The sequence below is a fragment of the Actinomycetospora cinnamomea genome, assembly GCF_003096675.1.
Classification (GTDB): Bacteria; Actinomycetota; Actinomycetes; order Mycobacteriales; family Pseudonocardiaceae; genus Actinomycetospora; species Actinomycetospora cinnamomea.
Window position 1 is genome coordinate 493,249 of sequence record NZ_QEKW01000001.1, and the last position, 21,621, is coordinate 514,869.

General features: G+C 75.3%; 20 protein-coding genes. 6 read left to right on the forward strand and 14 right to left on the reverse strand.

The window, feature by feature from the left end:
- Window positions 1-7: 7 nt before the first annotated feature.
- A complete protein-coding gene (ilvN, locus tag C8D89_RS02380) occupies window positions 8-511 on the reverse strand; it encodes an acetolactate synthase small subunit (RefSeq protein WP_116706431.1) in 504 nt (167 codons plus the stop codon).
- The gene (locus C8D89_RS02385; protein ID WP_116706432.1) at window positions 508-2,481 is read right to left on the reverse strand and encodes an acetolactate synthase large subunit; all 1,974 of its coding nucleotides are present in this window, start codon (window positions 2,479-2,481) and stop codon (window positions 508-510) included. The genes ilvN and C8D89_RS02385 overlap by 4 nt, the downstream gene beginning before the upstream one ends.
- Window positions 2,482-2,750: 269 nt before the next feature.
- Between C8D89_RS02385 and C8D89_RS02390 the strand changes: the two genes are divergently transcribed.
- Both C8D89_RS02390 and ilvD read left to right on the forward strand, forming a co-directional pair.
- Window positions 2,751-3,323 carry a PH domain-containing protein gene (locus C8D89_RS02390; protein ID WP_116706433.1) on the forward strand — a complete coding sequence of 191 codons (573 nt, stop codon included), beginning with the start codon at window positions 2,751-2,753 and terminating at the stop codon, window positions 3,321-3,323.
- Window positions 3,324-3,368: 45 nt separating this feature from the next.
- The gene (ilvD, locus tag C8D89_RS02395) at window positions 3,369-5,210 is read left to right on the forward strand and encodes a dihydroxy-acid dehydratase (protein ID WP_116706434.1); all 1,842 of its coding nucleotides are present in this window, start codon (window positions 3,369-3,371) and stop codon (window positions 5,208-5,210) included.
- Here ilvD and C8D89_RS28975 read toward each other — a convergent pair.
- Entirely contained in the window at window positions 5,159-5,452 is a 294-nt protein-coding gene (locus C8D89_RS28975; protein ID WP_165825507.1) for a hypothetical protein, read from the reverse strand. The two genes, ilvD and C8D89_RS28975, sit on opposite strands and share 52 nt — an antisense overlap.
- 67 nt (window positions 5,453-5,519) lie before the next feature.
- Between C8D89_RS28975 and C8D89_RS30675 the strand changes: the two genes are divergently transcribed.
- The gene (locus C8D89_RS30675; RefSeq protein WP_279323349.1) at window positions 5,520-5,642 is read left to right on the forward strand and encodes a hypothetical protein; all 123 of its coding nucleotides are present in this window, start codon (window positions 5,520-5,522) and stop codon (window positions 5,640-5,642) included.
- A 23-nt stretch (window positions 5,643-5,665) separates the two neighbouring features.
- Here C8D89_RS30675 and C8D89_RS02405 read toward each other — a convergent pair whose 3' ends face one another.
- The 3 genes from C8D89_RS02405 to C8D89_RS02415 are packed head-to-tail and all read right to left on the reverse strand — an operon-like array spanning window position 5,666 to window position 8,803.
- Window positions 5,666-5,980 carry an AtuA-related protein gene (locus tag C8D89_RS02405; protein ID WP_116706436.1) on the reverse strand — a complete coding sequence of 105 codons (315 nt, stop codon included), beginning with the start codon at window positions 5,978-5,980 and terminating at the stop codon, window positions 5,666-5,668.
- Window position 5,981: 1 nt separating this feature from the next.
- Window positions 5,982-7,358: an acyclic terpene utilization AtuA family protein gene (locus C8D89_RS02410; RefSeq protein WP_243417734.1), complete on the reverse strand. Its 1,377-nt coding sequence runs from the start codon at window positions 7,356-7,358 to the stop codon at window positions 5,982-5,984.
- The gene (locus tag C8D89_RS02415; RefSeq protein WP_116706437.1) at window positions 7,355-8,803 is read right to left on the reverse strand and encodes a CitMHS family transporter; all 1,449 of its coding nucleotides are present in this window, start codon (window positions 8,801-8,803) and stop codon (window positions 7,355-7,357) included. The genes C8D89_RS02410 and C8D89_RS02415 overlap by 4 nt, the downstream gene beginning before the upstream one ends.
- Before the next feature lie 119 nt (window positions 8,804-8,922).
- On the opposite strand from C8D89_RS02415, the gene C8D89_RS02420 reads away from it, so the two are divergent.
- The gene (locus C8D89_RS02420; RefSeq protein ID WP_243417737.1) at window positions 8,923-9,861 is read left to right on the forward strand and encodes a LysR family transcriptional regulator; all 939 of its coding nucleotides are present in this window, start codon (window positions 8,923-8,925) and stop codon (window positions 9,859-9,861) included.
- Here C8D89_RS02420 and C8D89_RS02425 read toward each other — a convergent pair.
- Entirely contained in the window at window positions 9,855-10,784 is a 930-nt protein-coding gene (locus tag C8D89_RS02425) for a 2-hydroxyacid dehydrogenase (protein ID WP_116706439.1), read from the reverse strand. The genes C8D89_RS02420 and C8D89_RS02425 overlap by 7 nt on opposite strands.
- A gap of 120 nt (window positions 10,785-10,904) precedes the next feature.
- On the opposite strand from C8D89_RS02425, the gene C8D89_RS02430 reads away from it, so the two are divergent.
- A complete protein-coding gene (locus tag C8D89_RS02430; protein ID WP_116706440.1) occupies window positions 10,905-12,074 on the forward strand; it encodes a PQQ-dependent sugar dehydrogenase in 1,170 nt (389 codons plus the stop codon).
- A gap of 189 nt (window positions 12,075-12,263) precedes the next feature.
- On the opposite strand, the gene C8D89_RS28980 is transcribed toward C8D89_RS02430, so the two are convergent.
- The 4 genes from C8D89_RS28980 to gatC all read right to left on the reverse strand — a co-directional run bounded on the left by C8D89_RS28980 (window position 12,264) and on the right by gatC (window position 16,265).
- Window positions 12,264-12,740, reverse strand: coding sequence for a hypothetical protein (locus tag C8D89_RS28980; RefSeq protein ID WP_165825508.1), 477 nt, complete (start codon window positions 12,738-12,740; stop codon window positions 12,264-12,266).
- 170 nt (window positions 12,741-12,910) lie between these two features.
- Complete coding sequence (gene gatB, locus C8D89_RS02440) at window positions 12,911-14,431, reverse strand: Asp-tRNA(Asn)/Glu-tRNA(Gln) amidotransferase subunit GatB (RefSeq protein ID WP_116706441.1); 1,521 nt, start codon at window positions 14,429-14,431, stop codon at window positions 12,911-12,913.
- Window positions 14,428-15,963, reverse strand: a complete 1,536-nt coding sequence (gene gatA / locus C8D89_RS02445; RefSeq protein ID WP_423716630.1) for an Asp-tRNA(Asn)/Glu-tRNA(Gln) amidotransferase subunit GatA — start codon at window positions 15,961-15,963, stop codon at window positions 14,428-14,430. The genes gatB and gatA overlap by 4 nt, the downstream gene beginning before the upstream one ends.
- A gap of 5 nt (window positions 15,964-15,968) precedes the next feature.
- Complete coding sequence (gene gatC, locus C8D89_RS02450; RefSeq protein ID WP_116706443.1) at window positions 15,969-16,265, reverse strand: Asp-tRNA(Asn)/Glu-tRNA(Gln) amidotransferase subunit GatC; 297 nt, start codon at window positions 16,263-16,265, stop codon at window positions 15,969-15,971.
- Window positions 16,266-16,544: 279 nt separating this feature from the next.
- Here gatC and C8D89_RS02455 point away from each other — a divergent pair, with 279 nt between their 5' ends.
- Window positions 16,545-17,204, forward strand: a complete 660-nt coding sequence (locus C8D89_RS02455) for an ACT domain-containing protein (protein WP_116706444.1) — start codon at window positions 16,545-16,547, stop codon at window positions 17,202-17,204.
- 70 nt (window positions 17,205-17,274) lie between these two features.
- Here C8D89_RS02455 and C8D89_RS02460 read toward each other — a convergent pair whose 3' ends face one another.
- From C8D89_RS02460 to C8D89_RS02470, 3 genes are all read right to left on the reverse strand, one after another.
- A complete protein-coding gene (locus C8D89_RS02460; protein ID WP_116706445.1) occupies window positions 17,275-17,751 on the reverse strand; it encodes a DUF6010 family protein in 477 nt (158 codons plus the stop codon).
- 94 nt (window positions 17,752-17,845) lie between these two features.
- Entirely contained in the window at window positions 17,846-20,539 is a 2,694-nt protein-coding gene (locus C8D89_RS02465; RefSeq protein WP_116706446.1) for a helix-turn-helix transcriptional regulator, read from the reverse strand.
- Window positions 20,540-20,614: 75 nt separating this feature from the next.
- Window positions 20,615-21,436: a 3-keto-5-aminohexanoate cleavage protein gene (locus C8D89_RS02470; RefSeq protein ID WP_116706447.1), complete on the reverse strand. Its 822-nt coding sequence runs from the start codon at window positions 21,434-21,436 to the stop codon at window positions 20,615-20,617.
- Window positions 21,437-21,621: the final 185 nt, after the last annotated feature.

Here is a 21,621-nt window from a genome sequence, read left to right on the forward strand (position 1 = left end):
CGGCAATCTAGCGGTGGTGCGCAGCGATGGAGCGCGGCCCGCGGGCCAGCGCCACCATCCCCGACTGCACGATCTCGCGGATGCCGTAGGGCTCGAGCATGCGCCGCAGCGCGGCGAGCTTGTCCTCGGTGCCCGTCGCCTCGACCGTGACCGCCTCCGGCGAGACGTCGACGACCTTGGCGCGGAACATCTGCGTGACCTCGAGGACCTGCGAGCGCACGCTCGCGTCCGCGCGCACCTTCATCATCACGAGCTCGCGCTGCACCGACGTCGTCGGCTCCAGCTCGACGATCTTGATGACGTGCACGAGCTTGTTGAGCTGCTTCGTGACCTGCTCGAGGGGGAACTCGTCGACGGTCACGCAGATCGTCATGCGCGAGATCCCCTCCTCCTCGGTGGGGCCCACGGCCAGCGACTGGATGTTGTAGCCGCGGCGGGAGAACAGGCCCGAGATACGGGCCAGCACGCCGGGCTTGTCCTCGACGAGGACCGACAGGGTGTGGTGGGTCACCGGGCCGGCTCCTCACCGTCGACGGGGTGGTCGGCGCGGGAGACCTCGTCGGCCTGGACGGCCTCGGGGTCGTCGAACAACGGCCGGATGTTGCGGGCGGCCATGATCTGGTCGTTGCCGGTGCCGGCCGCGACCATCGGCCAGACCTGCGCGTCGGCGCCGACGGTGAAGTCGATGACCACCGGGCGGTCGTTGATCGACATCGCCTGCTGGACGACGCGGTCGACGTCGTCCTTCGACTCGCAGCGCAGGCCCTCGCAGCCGAGCGCCTCCGCGAGCATCACGAAGTCGGGCACGCGGTGCTTGTGCGTGCCGAGCTCGGTGTTCGAGTAGCGCTCCTCGTAGAACAGGGTCTGCCACTGGCGGACCATGCCGAGGTTGCCGTTGTTGATGACCGCGACCTTGATCGGGATGCCCTCGATCGCGCAGGTCGCGAGCTCCTGGTTGGTCATCTGGAAGCAGCCGTCGCCGTCGATGCACCACACGGTGGTGTCGGGGCAGCCGACCTTGGCGCCCATCGCCGCGGGCACGCCGTAGCCCATCGTCCCGGCACCGCCGGAGTTGAGCCACGTGCGCGGCTTCTCGTAGGAGATGAACTGCGCGGCCCACATCTGGTGCTGGCCGACGCCCGCCGCGTAGATCGCGTCCGGGCCGGCGATCGCCCCGATCCGCTCGATCACGTACTCCGGCGACAACGTCCCGTCGGCCGGGTCGTCGTAGCCGAGCGGGAACGTCTGCCGCCAGGTCTCGAGCTGCTCCCACCAGGGCCGCAATCGCTCGTGGCGGGCGTCGCGGCCGTCCCGGGCGCCGCGCAGCGCCGACGTGAGCTCGGTGATGACCTCCCGCGCGTCGCCGACGATCGGGACGTCGGCCGGCCGGTTCTTGCCGATCTCCGCCGGGTCGATGTCGGCGTGGACGATCTTCGCCTCGGGGGCGAACGTCGACAGGTCGCCGGTGACGCGGTCGTCGAACCGTGCGCCCAGCGCGACCAGCAGGTCGGCCTTCTGCATCGCCGCCACGGCGGCGACGGTGCCGTGCATGCCCGGCATCCCCAGGTTCTGGCGGTGGCCGTCGGGGAAGGCGCCGCGGGCCATGAGGGTGGTGACCACGGGCGCGCCGGTCTCGTCGGCGAGGTCCGCGAGCTCGGTGGAGGCCTCGGCCTTGATCACACCGCCGCCGACGTAGAGGACGGGACGACGCGCCTCGCCGATCAGGCGGGCGGCCTCCCGGATCTGCTTGGAGTGCGGCCGGGTGGTCGGCCGGTAGCCGGGCAGCCGGGTCTCGACCGGCCAGCTGAAGGTGGTCTGGGCCTGCAGGACGTCCTTGGGCAGGTCGACCAGGACCGGGCCGGGACGCCCGGTGGAGGCGATGTGGAACGCCTCGGTGATCGCCCGGGGGATGTCCGCCGGGTCGGTCACCAGCATGTTGTGCTTGGTGATCGGCAGCGTGATGCCGCAGATGTCGGCTTCCTGGAACGCGTCGGTGCCGATGAGCTTGCGCCCCACCTGCCCGGTGATCGCGACGACCGGCACCGAGTCGAGCATCGCGTCGGCCAGCGGGGTCACCAGGTTGGTGGCGCCCGGGCCGGAGGTGGCGATGCAGACACCGACCCGGCCCGTGGCCTGCGCGTACCCGGTCGCCGCGTGGCCCGCGCCCTGCTCGTGGCGCACGAGGACGTGGCGCAGGAGCGTCGAGTCGAACAGCGGGTCGTAGGCCGGGAGGATCGCGCCGCCGGGGATGCCGAAGACGACCTCGCAGCCGACGGCCTCGAGCGCGCGGACCAGCGACTGGGCGCCGGTGGCGGGCTCGGGGTCGACGTGGGTCGGACGGGGGGCGTCGGGGCGCAGCGGCGCCTGCAGGGCGGTGTCCTGCTGCTCGCTGGGGACGCCGGCGCGCGGCGCGGGACGCCGGGTGCCGTTCGCCGCGGGCCCCGGGGTACCGGGGGGCGCGGTGGGTCTGGCGCTGGTCATCGGGTGTGTGCCTCGAGTGGTCGATTCCGGGTGCGGAACGTGGGCCGGACATGAAGCCGAACAAGAAAAAGCCCCCACCGCCTCGAGGCGGGGAGGGCAGGCGCGTCAGCAGGTACTCGCGGCGGGCGCGGAGTGATCCGCGAGCCCGTCAGGCGCTGACGCGCCCCGGGAGTACGAGAATTCGCCGCTGGATCACGCCGCGAGAGTATGCGGCGTCGCGTCGCGCCGTCAAACCGCCCCCGACGTTGCGCTGGTGGCACCATCGTGGGGTGACGAGCGAGGAGACGGCGACGTCGGCGGCATCCCCGCCGGAGCCCCCACCGGCGGCGCACCCCGCCACCTTCCGGGCGGTGCCCCTGCCCGCCCTGGTGGCGGTCGGGGTCGTGGCCATCGGGGTCTCGCCGATCGCCTTCCTGGGCGGACCGTGGTTCCTGATGTTCCTCCTGCCCCTCGCGCTGGCGTGGTGGGTCATCCGCACGCGCACGGTCGTCGACGTCGACGAGCTGCGTGTCGTCTCGGCCCTGGGGTCGCGGCGGCTGCCGTGGAGCGAGCTGGCGACGCTGCGGGTGGTCCCGCGCGGGTGGGTGCGCGCGGTGCGCGGGGACGACGACGAGCTGGCCCTCACCGGGGTGCGCGCCCGCGACCTCGGCCGCATCGCCCAGGCCAGCGGCGGGCGCATCACCATGCCCACCCCCGAGGAGGTCGAGGCGGCCCGCGAGCACCAGCGCGAGCTCGAGGCCACCCGGCTGCGGATCGCCCGCCTGCGGGAGGCACAGGAGCAGCAGGAGGCACAGGAGCGCTCCGGCGAGACTCCGGACGAGGGTGCCGAGAAGCGGGCGTAACCTCGCGGCCAGCCCACCACTGATCACCTTCCTGCGAGGTCACCCGTGCCGCCGCTGCGCTCACGCGTCACCACCCAGGGCCGCAACGCCGCCGGGGCTCGCGCCCTCTGGCGCGCCACCGGTCTCACCGACTCCGACTTCGGCAAGCCGCTCGTCGCGATCGCCAACTCCTACACCCAGTTCGTGCCGGGGCACGTGCACCTCAAGGAGCTGGGCGAGCTGGTGGCGGGCGCGGTGCGCGAGGCCGGCGGGATCGCGCGCGAGTTCCACACCATCGCGGTGGACGACGGCATCGCCATGGGCCACGGGGGGATGCTGCACTCGCTGCCCAGCCGCGAGGTGATCGCGGACGCCGTCGAGCACATGGTCCAGGGCCACGCGGTCGACGCGCTGGTGTGCATCTCGAACTGCGACAAGATCACGCCGGGCATGCTCAATGCCGCCCTGCGGCTGAACATCCCGACGGTGTTCGTCTCCGGCGGGCCGATGGAGGCGGGCAAGGCGGTCGTCGTCGACGGTGTCGCCCAGGCGCCCACCGACCTCATCACCGCGATCTCCGCCTCGGCGTCCTCGCAGGTCAGCGACGACGGCCTGACCGAGGTCGAGCGGTCGGCCTGCCCCACCTGCGGGTCGTGCTCGGGCATGTTCACCGCCAACTCGATGAACTGCCTCACCGAGGCGCTGGGGCTCTCGCTGCCCGGCAACGGCTCGACGCTGGCCACGCACGCCGCGCGGCGCGAGCTGTTCCTGCAGGCCGGGCGCACCGTCGTCGACCTGGCCCGGCGGTACTACTCCGAGGACGACGCCTCGGTGCTGCCGCGGAACGTCGCGAGCAAGCACGCGTTCGAGAACGCGATGGCCCTCGACGTCGCCATGGGCGGCTCGACGAACACCGTGCTGCACATCCTCGCCGCCGCCCACGAGGCCGAGCTGGACTTCTCGCTCGCCGACGTCGACGCGGTGAGCCGGCGGGTGCCGTGCGTGTCGAAGGTCGCGCCGAACTCCAGCCACCACATGGAGGACGTGCACCGCGCCGGCGGCATCCCCGCGATCCTCGGCGAGCTCGACCGCGGGGGGCTGCTGCACCGCGACGTGCACGCCGTCCACGCCCCGTCGCTGGAGCAGTGGCTGGGCGCGTGGGACATCCGCGGCGTCGCGCCCTCGGCCGTGGCCGTCGAGCTCTTCCACGCCGCGCCCGGTGGAGTGCGCACCGTCGAGCCGTTCTCGACCACCAACCGCTGGTCGTCGCTCGACACCGACGCCGCCACCGGCGTGATCCGCGACGTCGAGCACGCGTTCTCCGCCGACGGCGGGCTCGCCGTGCTGCGGGGCAACCTCTCCCCCGACGGCGCGGTCATCAAGAGCGCCGGCCTGCCCGAGGACGGTCGGCTCTTCCGCGGCCCGGCCCGGGTGGTGGAGAGCCAGGAGGAGGCCGTGTCGGTCATCCTGGGCAAGCAGGTGCAGCCCGGCGACGTGCTGGTGGTGCGCTACGAGGGCCCGGCGGGCGGGCCCGGCATGCAGGAGATGCTCCACCCCACCGCGTTCCTCAAGGGCGCGGGCCTCGGCGCGGTGTGCGCCCTGGTCACCGACGGACGGTTCTCGGGCGGCTCGAGCGGGATCTCTGTCGGCCACGTCTCCCCCGAGGCGGCCGCGGGCGGCGCGATCGCGCTCGTGCAGGACGGCGACGAGATCCTCCTCGACGTCGACGCCCGGCGGATCGAGCTGCTCGTCGACGACGAGGTGCTGGCCGAGCGCCGCGCGAAGATGGAGGCCTCGGAGCGCCCGTGGCAGCCCGTCTCCGAGCGCCACCGGCCGCTGACCAGCGCGCTGCGCGCCTACGCGAAGCTCGTCACCTCGGGCGCGACGGGCGCGGTGCGCTCGCTCTGACCTCCGGTCGGGTGCCGCAGCGCCCGCACCGCGCCCGCCGTGGTCCCGCCGAGCATGACCGCCCCGGCCCCGACGCCGGCGACGAACGCCGCGAGCGGCGCCGACCCCGCCCCGCCCACGATCCCGACCGCGCCCCCGGCGAGGGCGAGCGGCACCAGGACCGCGGCGAGCAGCGCGAAGGGCCGCCCGCTCATCGGCCACCACCGGGCGAACGCGAGGAAGTGCACGCCCACGACGAGCACGTACGCACACGGTCTCCTCGCCCGCCCCCGTGGTGACGCTCCGGACGTCGACGCGCACGCGGTCGCCGTGGCCGTCCTGGGCCAGCTGCGCGGGAGCGGCATGCAGCACCGGCTCACGCCGGACGCCGTGGACACCGACCGCGTCGGCGCGCTGGTCGCGGAGAGCTGGCGCCGGGCCCTGGAGGCCTGACCCCGGGTCCCGGTGCCCGGCCCTCACCCCGCGGGATCGTCGATCGGCATCGCGAGCAGGTGGTAGCCGAGCGTCTTGCCGTGCCCGTCGAGCGTGGGCGAGCCGGTCACCCCGCCGCCCAGGGCCCCGGGCAGCACGAGCACGAGCGCCCCCAGTGCCGGGACCTCGCGCAGCTCGACCGGCCCGGTGAGCGCGTCCCCGAAGTGCCGAGCCACCCGCTCGGGGGTCACCGCGTCCCGGAGCCTCGCGAAGCCGCCCTCCTCCCGGGCGCGCAGGGCGAGGATGAGCGTGTCGCCCTTGTCCCCGGCGCGGACGTGGGCGATGTCGTCGACGAGCACCTCAGGCCTCCCGCACGCTGACCTCGGGACGGACGTCGCGGCGGTCGAGCAGGCACGACCGCACGGCCACGACCTCGCGTGCCCCACGCCGCGCGCCGCCCCCGCCGGCGGGCCCGTTGGTGTACAGCGACTCCACCTCCCACCCGACCGCCTCGGCGGTCTCGGGGTCGGGGGTGCGCGCGACGACGCGCACCCGCACCTCGAGCGGCTCGCCCGGCCCGGCGAGACCGCGGAACGCCGCCCCCGCGCCGACGTACTCGACATGGACGTCGTCGGCACCGATCCCGTGGACCCGGTCGAGCCGGGACACGACGACGTCGGCCGCCAGCCGCGCGCGTTCCAGTGCCCGCGGGCCGGCGTAGCTGATCTGGCCCTCGCCCTCCCATCCCTCGCGGAACCCGAGGGTGACCTTGAGGGACCCGGGCCGCTCGGACCCCGACGCACCACCGACCCGGACACGGTCCGGACCGTCCTGCTCGAGGTGTACCGACGAGAAGTCGGCGACGACGTCGGGCGTCACGTAGGCGGACGGGTCGCCGACCTCGTAGAGCAGCTGCTCGGTGGCGGTGGCGACGTCCAGGAGGCCACCGGTCCCGGCGAGCTTGCCCAGCACCGCCGATCCGTCCGGCGCCACGTCGGCGTACGGAAAGCCCAGCTCGGCGAGGCGGGGGACCGGTTTCGTCACGGGGTCGGCGAAGTAGCCGCCGGTGAGCTGGCCGGCGCACTCGAGGAGGTGCCCCACGGCCGTCCCGCGGCCCAGGAGACCGGGATCGCCGGTCAGCGACCACCCGAAGGCGTGCACGAGCGGCCCGAGGTAGAGCGCGGGGTCCGCGACACGTCCCGTCACCACGACGTCCGCGCCCTCGGCGAGCGCGGTGACGATGGGCTCCGCGCCGAGGTAGGCGTTGGCGGCGACCAGGGTCTCCGGGTGCTCGGAGAGCTTCCGGCCGGTCTCCCAGACCACGGGGTCGGCGCGGCGGACCGCGGCGAGGACGTCGTCGCCGGTGACCGCGGCGACCCGCACTCCGGCCAACCCGAGCTCGCGGGCGACCGCGCGGGTGACGTCGGCGGCGGCCGGGGGGTCCGCGGCCCCCGCGTTGCTGACGATCCGCGTCCCCGCCGCCCGGCACGGCGCGAGGACGGCGCGGACGCGCCGCGCCCAGAGAGGGTCGATCCCGGCCGTCGCGTCGGCGCTGCCCGCGCGGCGGGCATGGGCGGCCGCGATGGTCCGCTCGCCGAGGCACTCGAAGACGAGGTGGTCGAGCCGCCCCCGCCGCGCCAGGTCGACGGCCGGGTCGACCCGGTCCCCCGCGTAGCCCGCCCCCGCACCGAGGCGCAGCGTCGGCGTGCCGCCCGGTGTCACCTCAGGACCCGTCACCACAGGGCCACCGCGCCGGTCAGGGCCGCGACGGCGAGCATGACGAGCGAGACCAGCCACGCCCAGCCGAGCAGGGCGCGGATGTGCCGCCCGATCTCGACCCCGCCGAGCCCGACGAGGAGGTAGAACGCGCCGGTGAGCGGGCTGATCGGGAAGCCGACGGTCTCCTCTCCGAGCAGCGACGCCCGGGCCAGGTCGAGCCCGTTCACGCCGACCTGGTTGCCGACCTCGACGAGCACCGGCAGCACGCCGAAGTAGTAGGCGTCGGGCCCGAAGAGCAGGCTCAGCGGGACCCCGAGGACACCTACGACGAGCGGGAGGGCGGGCGCGAGCCCGGCGGGCACCGCGCCGGCGAGCGTGCCGGCCATCGCGGCCACCATGCCGGTGCCGTCGAGGACGCCCAGCAGCACCCCGGCGGCCAGCAGCGTCGTCGCCATGAGCATCGCGCCCTGCGCGTGCGCCTGGATGCGCGCCGTCTGGACGTGCAGCCCGCGGTAGTTGATCAGCAGGGCGAGGACGGCCGCGGCCAGGAACACGGTCTCCGGCGACGCGAGCCCCAGCACGAGGGCGACCAGCACGAGCAGGGTGAGCCCGGCGTTGACCCACCGCAGCCGCGGACGGGTGAGGTCCTCCGCGTCGGAGGGGCGCGCGGCGGTGGCGAGGCCACCTGGTGCGGTGCTCGACGCCGCGGCCTCCGGGCCGGCGGACGACGGTCCGGCCGGGTCGGTGTCCGCCGGGTGCGGGATCTCGGTGGCCGTCCCCGAGCGCGCGTCCCCGGAGGAGCCCCCGGACCCGCCCGGATCGTCGCCCGGGCTCACCCCGTTGGCCAGGGCCAGCCGTCGGCGCTCCCGTAGCCCCAGGAAGGCCGCGACGCCGAGCGCGGCGACGACACCCGCGATCTGGGCGGGGATCAACGGCACCCACAGCTCGGTGGCGTCCGCCTGCACCACCGTCGCGGCGCGGGCGGTCGGCCCGCCCCACGGCAGCAGGTTCATCACGCCGGCGCCGAGTCCGACGCAGGCCGTGAGGACGAGACGGCTCATGCCGAGCCGGTCGAACACCGGGAGCATCGCGGGCACCGCGATGAGGAAGGTCGTCGCGCCGGCGCCGTCGAGGTGCACGACGCAGGCCAGCGCGGTCGTGGCGACACAGACACCGACCGGCGCGCTGCCCGCCGCGCCCACCAGACGCCGGATGACCGGGTCGAAGAGCCCGGCGTCCCGCATCACCCCGAAGAAGACGATCGCGAAGACGAACATGGTCGCGACGCCGACGACGCCCTCGAGGCCCTCGCCCACGAAGTCGCCGATCTCCCCGGGGGAGAAGCCGGCGGCCAGCGCGGCGACCAGCGGGACCCCGACGAGCGCGACGACGGCCGCCGCCCGGTTCCACAGGAGCAGGACCAGGATCAGGCCGATCGTCAGGAAGCCGAGAGCAGCGAGCATCGGTGCCCCTCACGCGCAGGGATGTGGTGCGCACGACAGTGTTCGGGGACCACCTCACCTGCATCTACCATCAATCCCGGATCAATCGATGCGGCACACTCATGGACGCGGAGGCGGATGTGCTCGATCTCGGGGTCCACCACCTCCGGGCGCTCGTCGCGGTCGCCGACGCGGGGGGCTTCACCGCGGCCGCCGCGCAGCTGGGCACGACCCAGTCGGCGGTGAGCCGCGTCGTCGCCGAGGCCGAGCGTCGGCTGCGTACGCCCGTGTTCGTCCGCACCACCCGTCGCGTGCGTCCGAGCGAGCAGGGGCGGGCGCTGTTGCCGCTGGTCCGGCGCCTCGTCGACGACCTCGACGCGGGCCTGCACCACCTCGAGGGCTACCTGGCCGGCACCCGCGGCTCGGTGACGGTCGCGGCCCTGCCCTCGGTGGCCGCCATCCTCCTGCCGCCGGTGATCGCCGCCCACCGTGCGCGGCACCCGGACGTGGAGGTGCGGGTCGCCGACGGTCTCGCCGACACCGTCGCCGAACTGCTGGCGCGCGGGGAGGTCGACCTCGCCGTCACCGTCGCCGCAGCCGTCCCGACGAGTGCGCGGAGCGCCGGGGCCGCTCTGGGGCGCGACCGCTTCGTTCTCGCCGCGCACCCCGACCACCCGCTCGTGGTGCGGTCCTCGGTGCCCTGGTCGGCGCTCGACGGCGAGTCGCTCGTGGTGTTCGGGCCACGGAGCAGCATCCGGGGTCCCGTCGACCGCGCGCTGCACGACGCCGGCGCGGTGCCCGCCGTCGTGCACGAGGCGCAGAACGTCGCCGCGGTGGCCGGGATGGTCGGGGCCGGGCTCGGCGTCACGGTGGTGCCCGGCCTCGTGCTGCCGCTCATCGCGTTCGCCGGGCTGCGGTCGGTGCCCCTGACGCCGACGGTCGAGCGCCACCTGCTCCTGCACCGCGATCCCGCCCGGCCGGCGGCGCCGGCCGTCGCCGCCTTCGCCGAGACGCTCGCGACCGCCCCCGGCACGCTCCTGGCGGACCTCCCGGCGGTGAGCTGGACGCGGTCTCAGTAGCCGTTGATCACCAGGTTGGGCGGGTCCTCGCCGCGGGCGACGGCCTCGAGCTGGGTGCGCACCACGCGGTAGGCGCGGTCGAGGTGCCCGGGAACGCTGCCGCCGACGTGGGGGGTGATCAGCAGGTTCGGCGCGGTCCAGAGCGGGTGGTCGGCGGGCAGGGGCTCGGGATCGACGACGTCGACGGCGGCGCGCAGGCGCTCGGCCTGCAGCTCGGCGAGCAGCGCGTCGGTGTCGACCACGGGTCCGCGCGCGGCGTTGACGAGCAGGGCGCCGTCGGGCATGGCCGCGAGGAAATCGGCGTCCGCCAGGCCCCGCGTCTCGTCGGTGAGCGGGACGAGCAGCACGACGACGTCGTGGTGGGGCAGCAGGTCGGGCAGCTCGCTCGTCGCGTGCACGCCCTCGCGGGCCCGCCGCCCGACGCGGGTGATCACCTCGACGTCGAAGGTCTCCATCCGGCGGGCGGTCTGGTCGGCGAGGTCCCCCGCGCCCACCAGCAGCACGCGCTTGCCGGTGAGCGTGTCGGTGATGTGCTGGTCCCAGCGCCGCTCGTCCTGGGCGCGCACGAACGGCGGGATCTCGCGCAGCACGGCGAGGGTCGCGGCCAGGACCCATTCGGCGGTGACGCCGCCGTGCGCGCCCTGGCAGTCCGAGAGCTGGACGCCCTGGGGAAGCCGGCCGACCCACATCTCCGCGCCGGCCGAGAGCAGCTGCACGAGCCGCAGCCGGGGGCACCGCTCGACCAGGCGCAGCGCCTCGCTGGTGGCGAGGAAGCCCGGGATGAGCACCGCCGCGCGTTCGGCCGCGTCGGGGAGCTGGTCGGCCTGCTCGTCGTAGCGGACGAGCTCGAGGCCGTCGATGTCGGCGAGCGCGGCCTCGCCCTCGTCGTGGGGCACCAGGACGGTCACCGGTTCGCTGCTCACGGTCGACGGACGCTAGTGCACCCCACCGACCCGTCTCACGGCCGGCACAGTCGTCGGCGCCTACTGTGGCGCACCGTGTTTGGTCCGGACGGCCGGAGGGGTCGGGCTCCGCTGCGTGTCGTGTCCCGGCGCGCGCGGCCGGCGTCGGCCCTCGTCGCACTGCTGGCTCTCGTGGGCCTGCTGGCCGGGTGCGCCCAGTTCCCCGACGCCGGGTCCCAGCCGTGGCGCGAGCGCCCGGAGCTCGGGCCCGAGCGCGCACCGCGACCCCACCTGCCCGAGACGGGCGAGCCGACCCCGGCGCCGGGTTCGGGCGGACCGTCGGTGCCCCCACCGTGCGTCGATCCGGATCCGCAGGTCGTGGCCACGTGCCTCGCCCCGCTGTCGGCCGTGGTGACACTGCCGGGCGGGGCGGCGGCGCTGGTGGCCGAGCGCACCACCGGCCGCATCCTGCGCGTCGCGCCGGAGGAGACCCCGGAGACCGTGGCCACCGTGCCGGTCGACGCGGCCGGCGACGGGGGGCTGACCAGCCTGGCGCTGTCCCCGACGTACGCCGAGGACCAGCTCGTCTACGCCTACGCCACCACCGCGGACGGCAACGCGGTGATGCGCATCGCGCCGGGCGACGTCCCGAAGACCGTGCTGGGCGGGATCCCGCGCGGGTCGGCGGGCAACCGGGGCGCCATCGGGGTCGAGCCCGACGGCACTCTGCTCGTGGCCACCGGCGACGGCGGGGACCGCGCGGCCGCGTCCTCGCCCACCTCACTGGCGGGCAAGCTGCTGCGCATCGACCCGTTCGGCCGGCCGGCGCGCGGGACGCCCGACCCGGGCTCGGCGGTGGTCGGGAGCGGACTGCACGCCCCCGGCGACGTGTGCACCGACCCCGCGGCGGGTGTCAGCTGGGTCACCGACCGGGCCGGGTCGCGGGACGTCCTGCTGGCCGTGCGGCCCGGGGCGGCGCCGGGCCCGGAGGCGGCGGCGGCCCCGGCCTGGACGTGGCCCGAGCGCCCCGGCGTCGCGGGGTGCGCGGCGCTGCCCGGCACGCTCCTCGTGGGGCTCGAGGGCTCGTCGGCGATGTTCGTCCTGCGCCCGACGCCCCAGGGCTCGTTCGTCGGGACCCCGCAGTCCGTGCTCGCCGGCGCCTACGGGCGGATCACCGGCACGGACGTCGCCTCCGACGGCCTCATCTGGTTCACCACGGCGAACAAGGGCGGCGGCGGGCCGGAGACGCCGACCGATGACCGCGTCGTGCGCATCCGGCCGCCGTCGGGCGGCGCCAGCGGGGCGGACTGAGCGCACACCACGCTCCTGGCGAGCGTGTGGCGTCACGGACACTGAACGTCAGCGATGGCCCACCGCTGACACGACACGCCGCCCGCGACACGCCGCAGCCCCGGTCCTCCACCTCGGGGGTGCGGAGGGCCGGGGCCGCGGGGCGCCTGATCTGGGGAGCGGATCAGGCGGATGTCAGGACGTGTCAGGTCACGCGAAGGACAGGAAGCTCTCGGCCTGCTCGTCGAGGGCGGCCGCGCCGGAGCCGGTCGCGTGGTGCACCTGCTGGGAGAGCTCGCCGGCGGCGCCGGAGAGGGCCTCCTCGCCGTCGGTGATCGACGAGTCCACGGGCACCCCGGCGCCGTTGAGCGTGTGCTCCAGGTCGCCGGCGCCGCGCTCGCCGATCGTCGTGACCTTGTCCTCGACGCTGGCGGCGTGGTCGCCGACGAGGCCCTCGAGGTCGCGGGCGCTGTCGGGCGCCTCGGTCTCGGGCAGGGCCTCGAGATCGCCGGCGAGGTCGGTGACCGCCGTCTGCGTGGTGTGTGCGGTCGCGTCGAAGTTCGGCTCGTCGGCGAACGCGAACGACGCGGTCCCGCCGGTCAGCGCGAGCGCCGCCGCAGCGGTGAACGCGCCGCGGCCCGCGACCTTGCCGACCGTGCTGGGCTGGCGGGCACGGTGTGCACCCATTCGACCCTCCTGAGGATTCCGTGTGGCGTCGGGGGATGGACCGGACGGTGGCACGTGCTCACAGCCGGTCCGGGAGCGGCTACACGCTGCTCCCTGAATCCCCCAACGGGAGGAACCCGGTCGGGTTACGGGAAGGTCTCGAAAAAAGATGTTGGTCGGGCGCAACCGGCTCAGCGGCAGCGCTCGAGCACCAGCTCCTGGACGCGCGCCGCGTCCGCCTGTCCGCGGGTGGCCTTCATCACCGCGCCGACGATCGCGCCCGCGGCCTTGGTCTTCCCTGCGCGGATCTTCTCGGCCACGGCGGGCTGTGCCGCCAGGGCCTCGTCCACCGCGGCGGTCAGCGCGCTCTCGTCGCTGACCACGGCCAGCCCCCGTCCGGCGACGACCTCGTCGGGGTCGCCCTCCCCCTCCAGGACGCCGTCGACGACCTGGCGCGCGAGCTTGTTGGTCAGCGTCCCCTCGGCGACCAGCGCGATCACGCGCGCGACCTGCGCGGGAGTGATCGACAGCTCCGGCAGCGTCACCTCGCGCTTGTTCGCCTGCTGCAGCAGGTAGGACACCCACCACGACCGCGCCGCCTCGGGCGGCGCGCCGGCCTCCACGGTGTCGGCGACCAGGTCCAGCGCGTTGGCGTTGACCAGGTCGCGCAGCTCCTCGTCGGACAGGGACCACTCGGTCTGGATGCGGGCGCGCCGCTCCCACGGACGTTCGGGCAGGCCGGCGCGCAGCGACTCGACCCACGCGCTGCCGGGCTCGAGCGGGGGCAGGTCGGGCTCGGGGAAGTACCGGTAGTCGGCGAGCGTCTCCTTGGCCCGCCCCGGCGAGGTGGTGCCGGACTGCTCGTCGAAGTGGCGGGTCTCCTGGCGCACGGTGCCGCCGGAGAGCAGCACGCCGGCCTGGCGGCCCATCTCGTAGCGCACGGCGCGCTCCACCGAGCGCAGCGAGTTCACGTTCTTGGTCTCGGTGCGCGTGCCGAAGACCGGCGAGCCCTTGGGCGTCAGCGACACGTTCGCGTCGCAGCGCATCGAGCCCTGGTCCATGCGCACGTCGGAGACGCCGAGCCCGCGCAGGATGTCGCGCAGCGCCGTGACGTAGGCGCGCGCCACCATGGGCGCACGGTCGCGCGCTCCGACGATCGGCTTCGTGACGATCTCGATCAGCGGGACGCCGGAGCGGTTGTAGTCGAGCAGCGAGTAGTCCGCGCCGTGGATGCGCCCGGTGGCCCCGCCGACGTGCAGGGACTTGCCGGTGTCCTCCTCCATGTGCGCGCGCTCGATCTCCACGCGCCACGTGCCGCCGTCGTCGAGCGGCACGTCGAGGTAGCCGTCGAAGACGATCGGGTCCTCGTACTGCGAGATCTGGAAGTTCTTCGGCATGTCCGGGTAGAAGTAGTTCTTCCGGGCGAAGCCGGAACGTTCCCGGACCCGGCAGTTCAGCGCCAGGCCGATCTTGATGGCCGACTCGACGGCCGCACCGTTGACCCGCGGCAGCGACCCGGGCAGACCCAGGCACACGGGGCAGATGTTCGTGTTGGGTTCGGCGCCGAACGCGTTCGCGCAGCCGCAGAACATCTTGGTGGCCGTGTTGAGCTCCACGTGCACCTCGAGGCCCATGACGGGGTCGAAGTGCTCGCAGACCTCCTCGACGGTGTAGGGCGCCGCTTCGACGCCCGGGGTGCTCACAGCGGTCATCGGGTCGTCTCCAGGGCACGCAGTTCCGGGATGCGCGGCGCGGCATCGGGGGTGGAGGAGCGTGCCGTCTCGTAGGCCGCGGCCACGCGGTAGGCGCGGTCGTCGGCGAGCGCGGGCGCCATGACCTGCAGGCCGACCGGCAGACCGTCGTCGGGTGAGGTCCCGCACGGCACCGAGAGCGCCGCGTTGCCCGCGAGGTTGGCGGGGATCGTGCAGAGGTCGGCCAGGTACATGGCCAGCGGGTCGTCGACGCGCTCGCCGATCGCGAACGCCGTGGTGGGCGTCGTCGGCGAGACGAGCACGTCACACGTCTCGAACGCCGCGGTGAAGTCGCGGACGATCAGCGTGCGGGCCTTCTGCGCCTTCCCGTAGAGCGCGTCGTAGGAGCCGGCGGACAGGGCGTGGGTGCCGATCATGATGCGGCGCTTGACCTCCGCGCCGAAGCCCGCCTCACGGGTCAGCGACATGACCTCGTCGGTCGAGCGCTCGCCGTCGTCGCCGACACGCAGGCCGTAGCGCATCGCGTCGAAGCGGGCGAGGTTGCTCGACGCCTCGCTCGGCGCGATGAGGTAGTACGCCGGCAGGGCGTAGGAGAACGACGGGCAGGACACCTCGACGACCTCGGCGCCCAGCTCGCCGAGCGTCCGCACGGCGTCGGTGAACGCCGCGAGCACGCCGGGCTGGTAACCCTCGCCGGACAGCTCGCCCACCACCCCGACGCGCACGCCGGCGAGGTCGCCGCGGGCGCCGGCCAGGGCGGCCTCGACGACGGGCGGCAGCGGCGCGTTCACCGAGGTCTGGTCGCATCGGTCGTGCCCGCCGACCACCTCGTGGAGCAGGGCGGCGTCGAGCACCGACCGCGCGCACGGCCCGATCTGGTCCAGCGACGAGGAGAACGCGACGAGCCCGTACCGGGACACCGTGCCGTAGGTCGGCTTGACCCCGACCGTGCCGGTGACGGCGCCCGGCTGGCGGATCGAGCCGCCCGTGTCGGACCCGAGCGCCAGCGGCGCCTCGCCCGCCGCGACGGACGCCGACGAGCCGCCGCCGGAGCCGCCGGGGACGCGCGTGAGATCCCAGGGGTTGCGGGTCGGGCCGAACGCGGAGTTCTCGGTCGAGCTGCCCATGGCGAACTCGTCGAGGTTGGTCTTGCCCAGCGGCACGAGGCCCGCGGCGCGCAGCCGGGCCACCACCGTCGCGTCGTACGGCGGGCGCCAGCCGTCGAGGATCCGCGAGGCGCACGTCGTCGGCATGTCGGTCGTGGTCAGGTTGTCCTTGAGCGCCACCGGGACACCGGCCAGCGGCGAGACGGGCCCGCCCTCGGCGATCGCCCGGTCGGCGGCCTCGGCCGCGGCCAGCGCGCCGTCGGCGTCGACGTGCAGAAACGCGTGCACCCCGTCGGGACCGGCCGACCCGTCGGAGGGGCCGTCCACGGCCTCGATGCGCTGCAGATGGGCCCGGGTGACCTCCACCGAGGACACCTCGCGGGCGTGGATGCGGCGCGCGAGCTCGGCGGCGTCGAGGGAGATCATGTCGCTCACAGCTCCTCCCCCAGGATCCGGGGCACGCGGAAGCGGCCCTCCTCGGCGGCCGGCGCACCGGCGAGCGCCACATCGCGGGGCAGCGACGGCTCGGTCGCGTCGGCGCGCAGGACGTTGGTCTGCGGCACCACCTGGGCGGTCGGCGGCACGTCGTCCGGGATGTCGCCCACCGCCGAGACCGTGTCGACGATGGCGTCGATCTGTCGCGAGAACGTGTCCAGCTCCTCGTCGGTGACCGCGAGCCGGGCCAGACGGGCGAGGTGGGCGACGTCGTCGCGGGTGATGTCGGACATGGTCCTCCGGGGTGGGTGAGCCGCGAACATCCAGTCTAGGACCGCCGCGAGCGGGGCCTCGACGAGGATTCGCGCGCCACGGCGTGATCGGCGCTCGCCCCCGCGGGGGTCCGCCTGGGAGGATGCGCGGGCCCGCCGACGGGGTACCTCGGCGCGGTCGACCGGGGCGGCCCCGCACACCGCGGGGGCCACCGGGTCCGCGGGAGGAGCCGGGGCCGCGCACGGACGACGAGTGTCCGCGCGGGAGTCGTTTCGGGAGTCCGGACGTCGAGGAGGGCCGTGACCTACCTGCTGCGCGTGGTGCTGCCCGACCGACCCGGCACCCTGGGGGCGCTCGCCTCCGCGCTCGGCGCCGAGGGCGCGGACATCCTCTCCGTCGACGTCGTCGAGCGGGGCGCCGGTTCCGCGGTGGACGACCTCGTCGTGGAGATGCCCAGCTCCCGACCCCCCGACGTCCTGATCACCGCGGCCGAGGCGGTGCGGGGTGTGGTGGTGGAGTCGGTGCGCCCGTTCGCCGGCGCGCTGGACACCACCCGGGAGCTGGAGCTGGTCGAGGCGGTCGCCGCCCACCCCGAGCAGGGCGTGACGCTGCTGGCCGAGGGCGTGCCCGGCCTGTTCCGCTCTGCCTGGGCACTGGTCACCGAGGCCACCGGGGAGGGCGCCCGCGTGCGACGCGTCGCCTCCAGCGCGGCCGCCCCGGAGACCGAGGCGGCCGAGCTGCGCTGGCTGCCGCTCGACAAGGCCACGGTCCTCGACCCCGCCGGCGGCCACGCCGTGCCCGAGGCCTGGACCGACCTCGACACCGAGCTCGCCGCCGCCCCGGTGGGACGTCCCGAGCGCGCGCTGGTGGTGGGACGCCCGGGCGGTCCCGCGTTCCGACCGTCCGAGCTCGCCCGGCTGTCGCACCTCGCCGGCATCGTGGCGACGATCGTCGGCTGACCTCCGATGCTGACGGCCCACGACCCGCGGAGACCGGGGCCGTGGGCCGCTCGCCCGAGCGCGTCGCGGATCAGCCGACTGCGACGGCCCGGTCGTCCCGACGCTCGGCGTCGCGCCCGGACGGCCGCCGCCGGGCGATCCCCGTGCGGGCGGCCAGGACGACGTAGGCGGCGACGAGGAGGTCGAAGCTGACGCAGGCGATCACCCAGGACCGGGGCGCGAACTCGTGCCCGGCGCCGATGTGGTGCAGGAGCACGTCCCAGAGCGGGTGGACCGCCCAGCCCGCGGCGAGCCAGTAGGGGGAGCCGCGGAGGCCGAGCAACCCGAGGACCCCGAGGGCGATGGCCTGGACGAGCTCGGCGAGCGCCCACCCGCCGGAGGCGCCGGCCCCTACCGCGAAGCCCAGGTACACGCCGCCGGCGATGAACAGGACGATCGCGAGGAGGGCGCGGCCGTGGATCTCGCCGGCGAACCGGGAGACCAGGAAGGCGGCGACGATCAGGAGCAGCGCGTTGACCGCTCCGCCGACGAGGAACTGTCCGATCACGGCGTGGTCTCCGTCCGGGACGTGGTGGGTGTCGGGATCACGGCGTCGACGCTAGGAAGGTCCGCGAGTCGCGGCGCCGGCGAAACCGCCGGGTTCACTGCGGGACGACGCGGCCCAACTCGCCGCGGCTGCTGACGCCGAGCTTCGTGAAGACGTTGCGCAGGTGGAAGTCGACGGTGCGCGGGCTGACGAACAGCTGCCCGGCGACGTCCCGGTTGGACCGGCCCTGCGCGACGAGGGTCGCGACCTGCAGCTCCTGGGGCGTCAGCTGCGGGGTCCCGGCGCCCCCGCGACGGCGCGCGGACTCCCCCGACGCGCGCAGCTCCTGGCGGGCCCGCTGCGCCCACGGCTCGGCGCCGACCTCCTCGAACACGGCCAGCGCCGCCCGCAGGTGGGTGCGCGCGTCCACCCGACGTCGTGCACGACGCAGGTGCTCGCCGTAGGCGAGGCGGGTCCGTGCGGCGTCGACCCGGCGTGGCGAGAGTGCGTGGTGGCGGAGCGCGGACCTGAACAACGCCTCGGCGTCGTCGGCGTCGGCCACGAGGGCACGGCCGTGGGAGGCCACGGCGGCCGCCCACGACGAGCCCGTGGCCGCCGCGAACGACGCGAGCTCGTCGGCCCACGCCGCGGCGGTGTCGGGCCGTCCGGCGCGGACCGCGGCCTCGAGGCGGTCGACGGCCGCGAGGTGCCGGGCGACGGACAGCGACATCTGCTCCAGGTGCACCAGCGCCGCGTCCGGTCGGGCCTCGACGACACCGCGGACCCACGCCACGAGGTCACCGGCCAGGTTCCCGGTCGAGCCCGTCGGATGGGCGGAGAGCCGCTCGACCTCGGCCACGAGGTCGTCGGTCCCGTCGCCGCGCAGGGCCGCCAGCAGCGCGTCGTACGCGGCGGGCAGGATCGCGAGGCTGGGGAGGCCGATCCGGTCGGCGAGCTGGCGCGCCTCGGCGACGTCGGCCCGCGCCGCCGACCAACGGCCGGTGGCGATCGGGGCGCCGAGTCGCCGCGTGAGGGCGTAGAGGACGAGGCTCGGCGAGCCGGAGTCGCGCGCCCTGTCGAGCAGGAGGGTGCCGTACCGCAGGACGGCCTCGTCGTCCTGCAGGTGCATGCCGGCGAGGACGAGGTTCGGGACCAGATCCTGTTCGGCGTCGGTGAACCGGTCACCGACCGCGACCGCGTCCTGAAGATGGACGGCGACGGCGGGCCAGTCGCCGCGCGGCACGGCGGCGAGGCCGTACCGGAGGCCGTCGAAGCAGCGCGCCCGGGCGTCGCCCTCGCACGCAGGCGGCACGGCCTCCGGGTCGAGGTCGGCTCCGGCATCGGGAGCGGCGGCGAACGAGGCCATGGCCGCCCCGAACATGGCCAGCTCGCGCGCCCGGTCGGGATCGAGGGCGGCGACGTCCCGTGCGACCGCGAGGACCATGCGACGGCCGAGGGACAGCGACCCGGTGTTCCACTCCACCCGGGCCCGCAACAGTCCGACGTCGGCCCGCAGGTGCGGGTCGGACACCTCGGCCAGGGCGGTGTCGGCGAGCGCCCGGGCACGCACCGGTCGACCGGCCGACCAGGCGGCGAGCGCGGCGGCGTATCGCCGCCGTCCGCGCTCGTCGCCGACCGCGGGCGTGAGCTCGGCAGCACGCTCCAGCGCCGCGCTCGCCGCCTCCTGACCACCTCGTCCACGCGCCCGGTCGGCCACGCGCTCGAGGTCCGCGGCGACCGCCTCGTCGACGTCCTCCGCCGCGGCGGCGAGGTGCCACGCGCGTCGGTCGTCGTCGGTCACCGCCGCGAGGGCGCGGTGGACCCGGCGGCGGGCCGCGCTGGTCGCCGCACCGTGGACCGCCGACCGCACGAGTGGGTGGCGCAGCGCGATCTCGCCACCGTCGACCCGGATCAGTCCCGACCGCTCCGCCGCGTCCAGCGCGTCGTCGCCGGCACCGAGCGTGGCCGCGGCCCGCCGCACCGTGCCGATCCGGCCGGAGTCGTCGGCCGCGGCGACGAGCAGGAGCGTCCGGGCCGGCTCCGGCAGGCGCCGGGCGCGGTCGAGGAACACCCGCTCGACACCCTCGGTCACCGGTAGCCGCGGCGGCATCGGCGCCCGGCCGGCCAGCTGCGCCGCGGACAGGGCCCCGGGGAGCTCGACCAGCGCGAGCGGGTTGCCGCCGGTGCGGGCGACGAGCCCCTCGCCGACCTCGGCGGGGACGGCGACACCACTGCGCTCGGCGAGCAGGGCGAGGGCCGCATCGTGGTCCAGCCCGGCGACGGTCCGCGTGGGCAGGTCCACGTCGTCGAACCCGTCCGGGCGGGTCCCGAACAGCAGGGCGACGCGCTCGGCGGCCACCCGGCGGGCGACGAAGAGCAGCGCGGCGGCCGAGGCGTCGTCGAGCCAGTGCGCGTCGTCGACGACGGCGAGCACCGGCGCGTCCCCGGCGACCTCCGCGAGCAGGCTCAGCGCCCCGAGGAAGGCCAGGAACCGGTCGGTGTCGGCCTCGTCCTCCTTGCCGACCGCGGCGCCCAGCGCCCGCGCCTGGCGGGCCGGCAGCCGCCCCAGGAGAGGCGTGACCGGTCGCAGCAGTCGCTGCAGCGCCGCGAAGGCCAGGGGGGACTCGGACTCCACGCCCTGGGTCCGCAGCACGCGCATGCCCTCGGCGTTCGCGACGGCATCGGCCAGCAGCGCCGACTTCCCCGTCCCCGGCTCCCCCCGCAGCACCAGCGCGCCGCCGCGCGACGACCAGGCCTCGTCGAGGAGCTGCGTGATGGCGGCCCGCTCCGCGGCGCGCCCGTGCAACACGGGGGCGACCCTACGTCGGGCGCGCACGACCCGGCGATCCCGCCGGTGCGACCACCGACGGCCTCGTGGACGGCGTCAGCGCCGGTGCTCGGCGCGCGAGCCACCCGGCCACAGGCTCGAGCCGCGCAGCCCGCCGGCACGCCCACCGGAGCGGCGGCGCTCGTAGCGGCCGGCCACGTCCTTGCCCTGCGCGTAGCGCACGAGCTCCTCGTTGCCGGTGGCCAGCCAGGTGCCGTCGGGGCCCTTGAGGGTGTCCTCGAAGCCGATGCGGGTGTCGAGGTGGTTGCGCTTGGCGTACTCGAGCACCGGCCAGGCGCCGCCCTCCTCCCCGTGCAGCAGGATCGGCGCGGGCACGGGCCCGAGGGCCTTGAGGATGCGCACGGCCTCGGCGACGGCGGTGTCGGGGTCGGTGACGGTGACCTCGGCCAGCACCCGGACCGTCCCGCGCGGCAGCCCGGCCTGCTTGAGCTGCACGGCGTCGCCCGTGGTCCAGACGCCGAGCTCGACCCCGATGCCGACCGCGTCGAGGGCGGCGCACACCCGCTGCCACCCGCGCTCGTGGACGTTCACCGAGGCCACGTCGGGGCGCGCGTGCGGCGGGAGCTTGCCCCACTGCCCGATGAGCTCGGTGCGCTTGAGGGGATCGGGCTCGACCCAGCGCGCCGTGGTCACGCCGATCTCGAGCTCGGGGGCCTCGCGCCGGATCGTCCCCACCACCGTGCCGATGACACCGGGGGCAAGGCTCTCCTGCCCGTCGCGGTCGCGCGGGTGCACGTGGAGGCTCTCGACGCCGAGGGCCGCGACCGCCCGCGCGTCGCGCGCGAGGTGGCGCGGGCTCATGGGTACGGCGGGGTACACGTCGGCAGGGCGGGCACCGTTGGGGCAACACTGCAGCACCGCCGCGTCCCTCCCTCCACCCTCGACCGTTGTGTCCAGCTTCAACCTTCCCGGCGACGAGGGCAACGCCTACCGGTCGGCGGCCGGGTCCGGGCCGCGACGCCACCTGGACGTCGCAGGCGCCGTCACCCGACGGTGTGAGTGTGCCCGACGTCGGCGACGGGCGTTGCGGCAGCTCCGCGCCG

Coding starts and splice junctions, on each gene's coding strand:
- gatB (WP_116706441.1), bottom strand. CDS start 14,431: ATGACCGCTGTGAGCACCCCGGGCGTCGAAGCGGCGCCCTACACCGTC.
- C8D89_RS28980 (WP_165825508.1), bottom strand. CDS start 12,740: ATGGGTGCACACCGTGCCCGCCAGCCCAGCACGGTCGGCAAGGTCGCG.
- gatA (WP_423716630.1), bottom strand. CDS start 15,963: ATGATCTCCCTCGACGCCGCCGAGCTCGCGCGCCGCATCCACGCCCGC.
- C8D89_RS02385 (WP_116706432.1), bottom strand. CDS start 2,481: ATGACCAGCGCCAGACCCACCGCGCCCCCCGGTACCCCGGGGCCCGCG.
- gatC (WP_116706443.1), bottom strand. CDS start 16,265: ATGTCCGACATCACCCGCGACGACGTCGCCCACCTCGCCCGTCTGGCC.
- C8D89_RS02415 (WP_116706437.1), bottom strand. CDS start 8,803: ATGCTCGCTGCTCTCGGCTTCCTGACGATCGGCCTGATCCTGGTCCTG.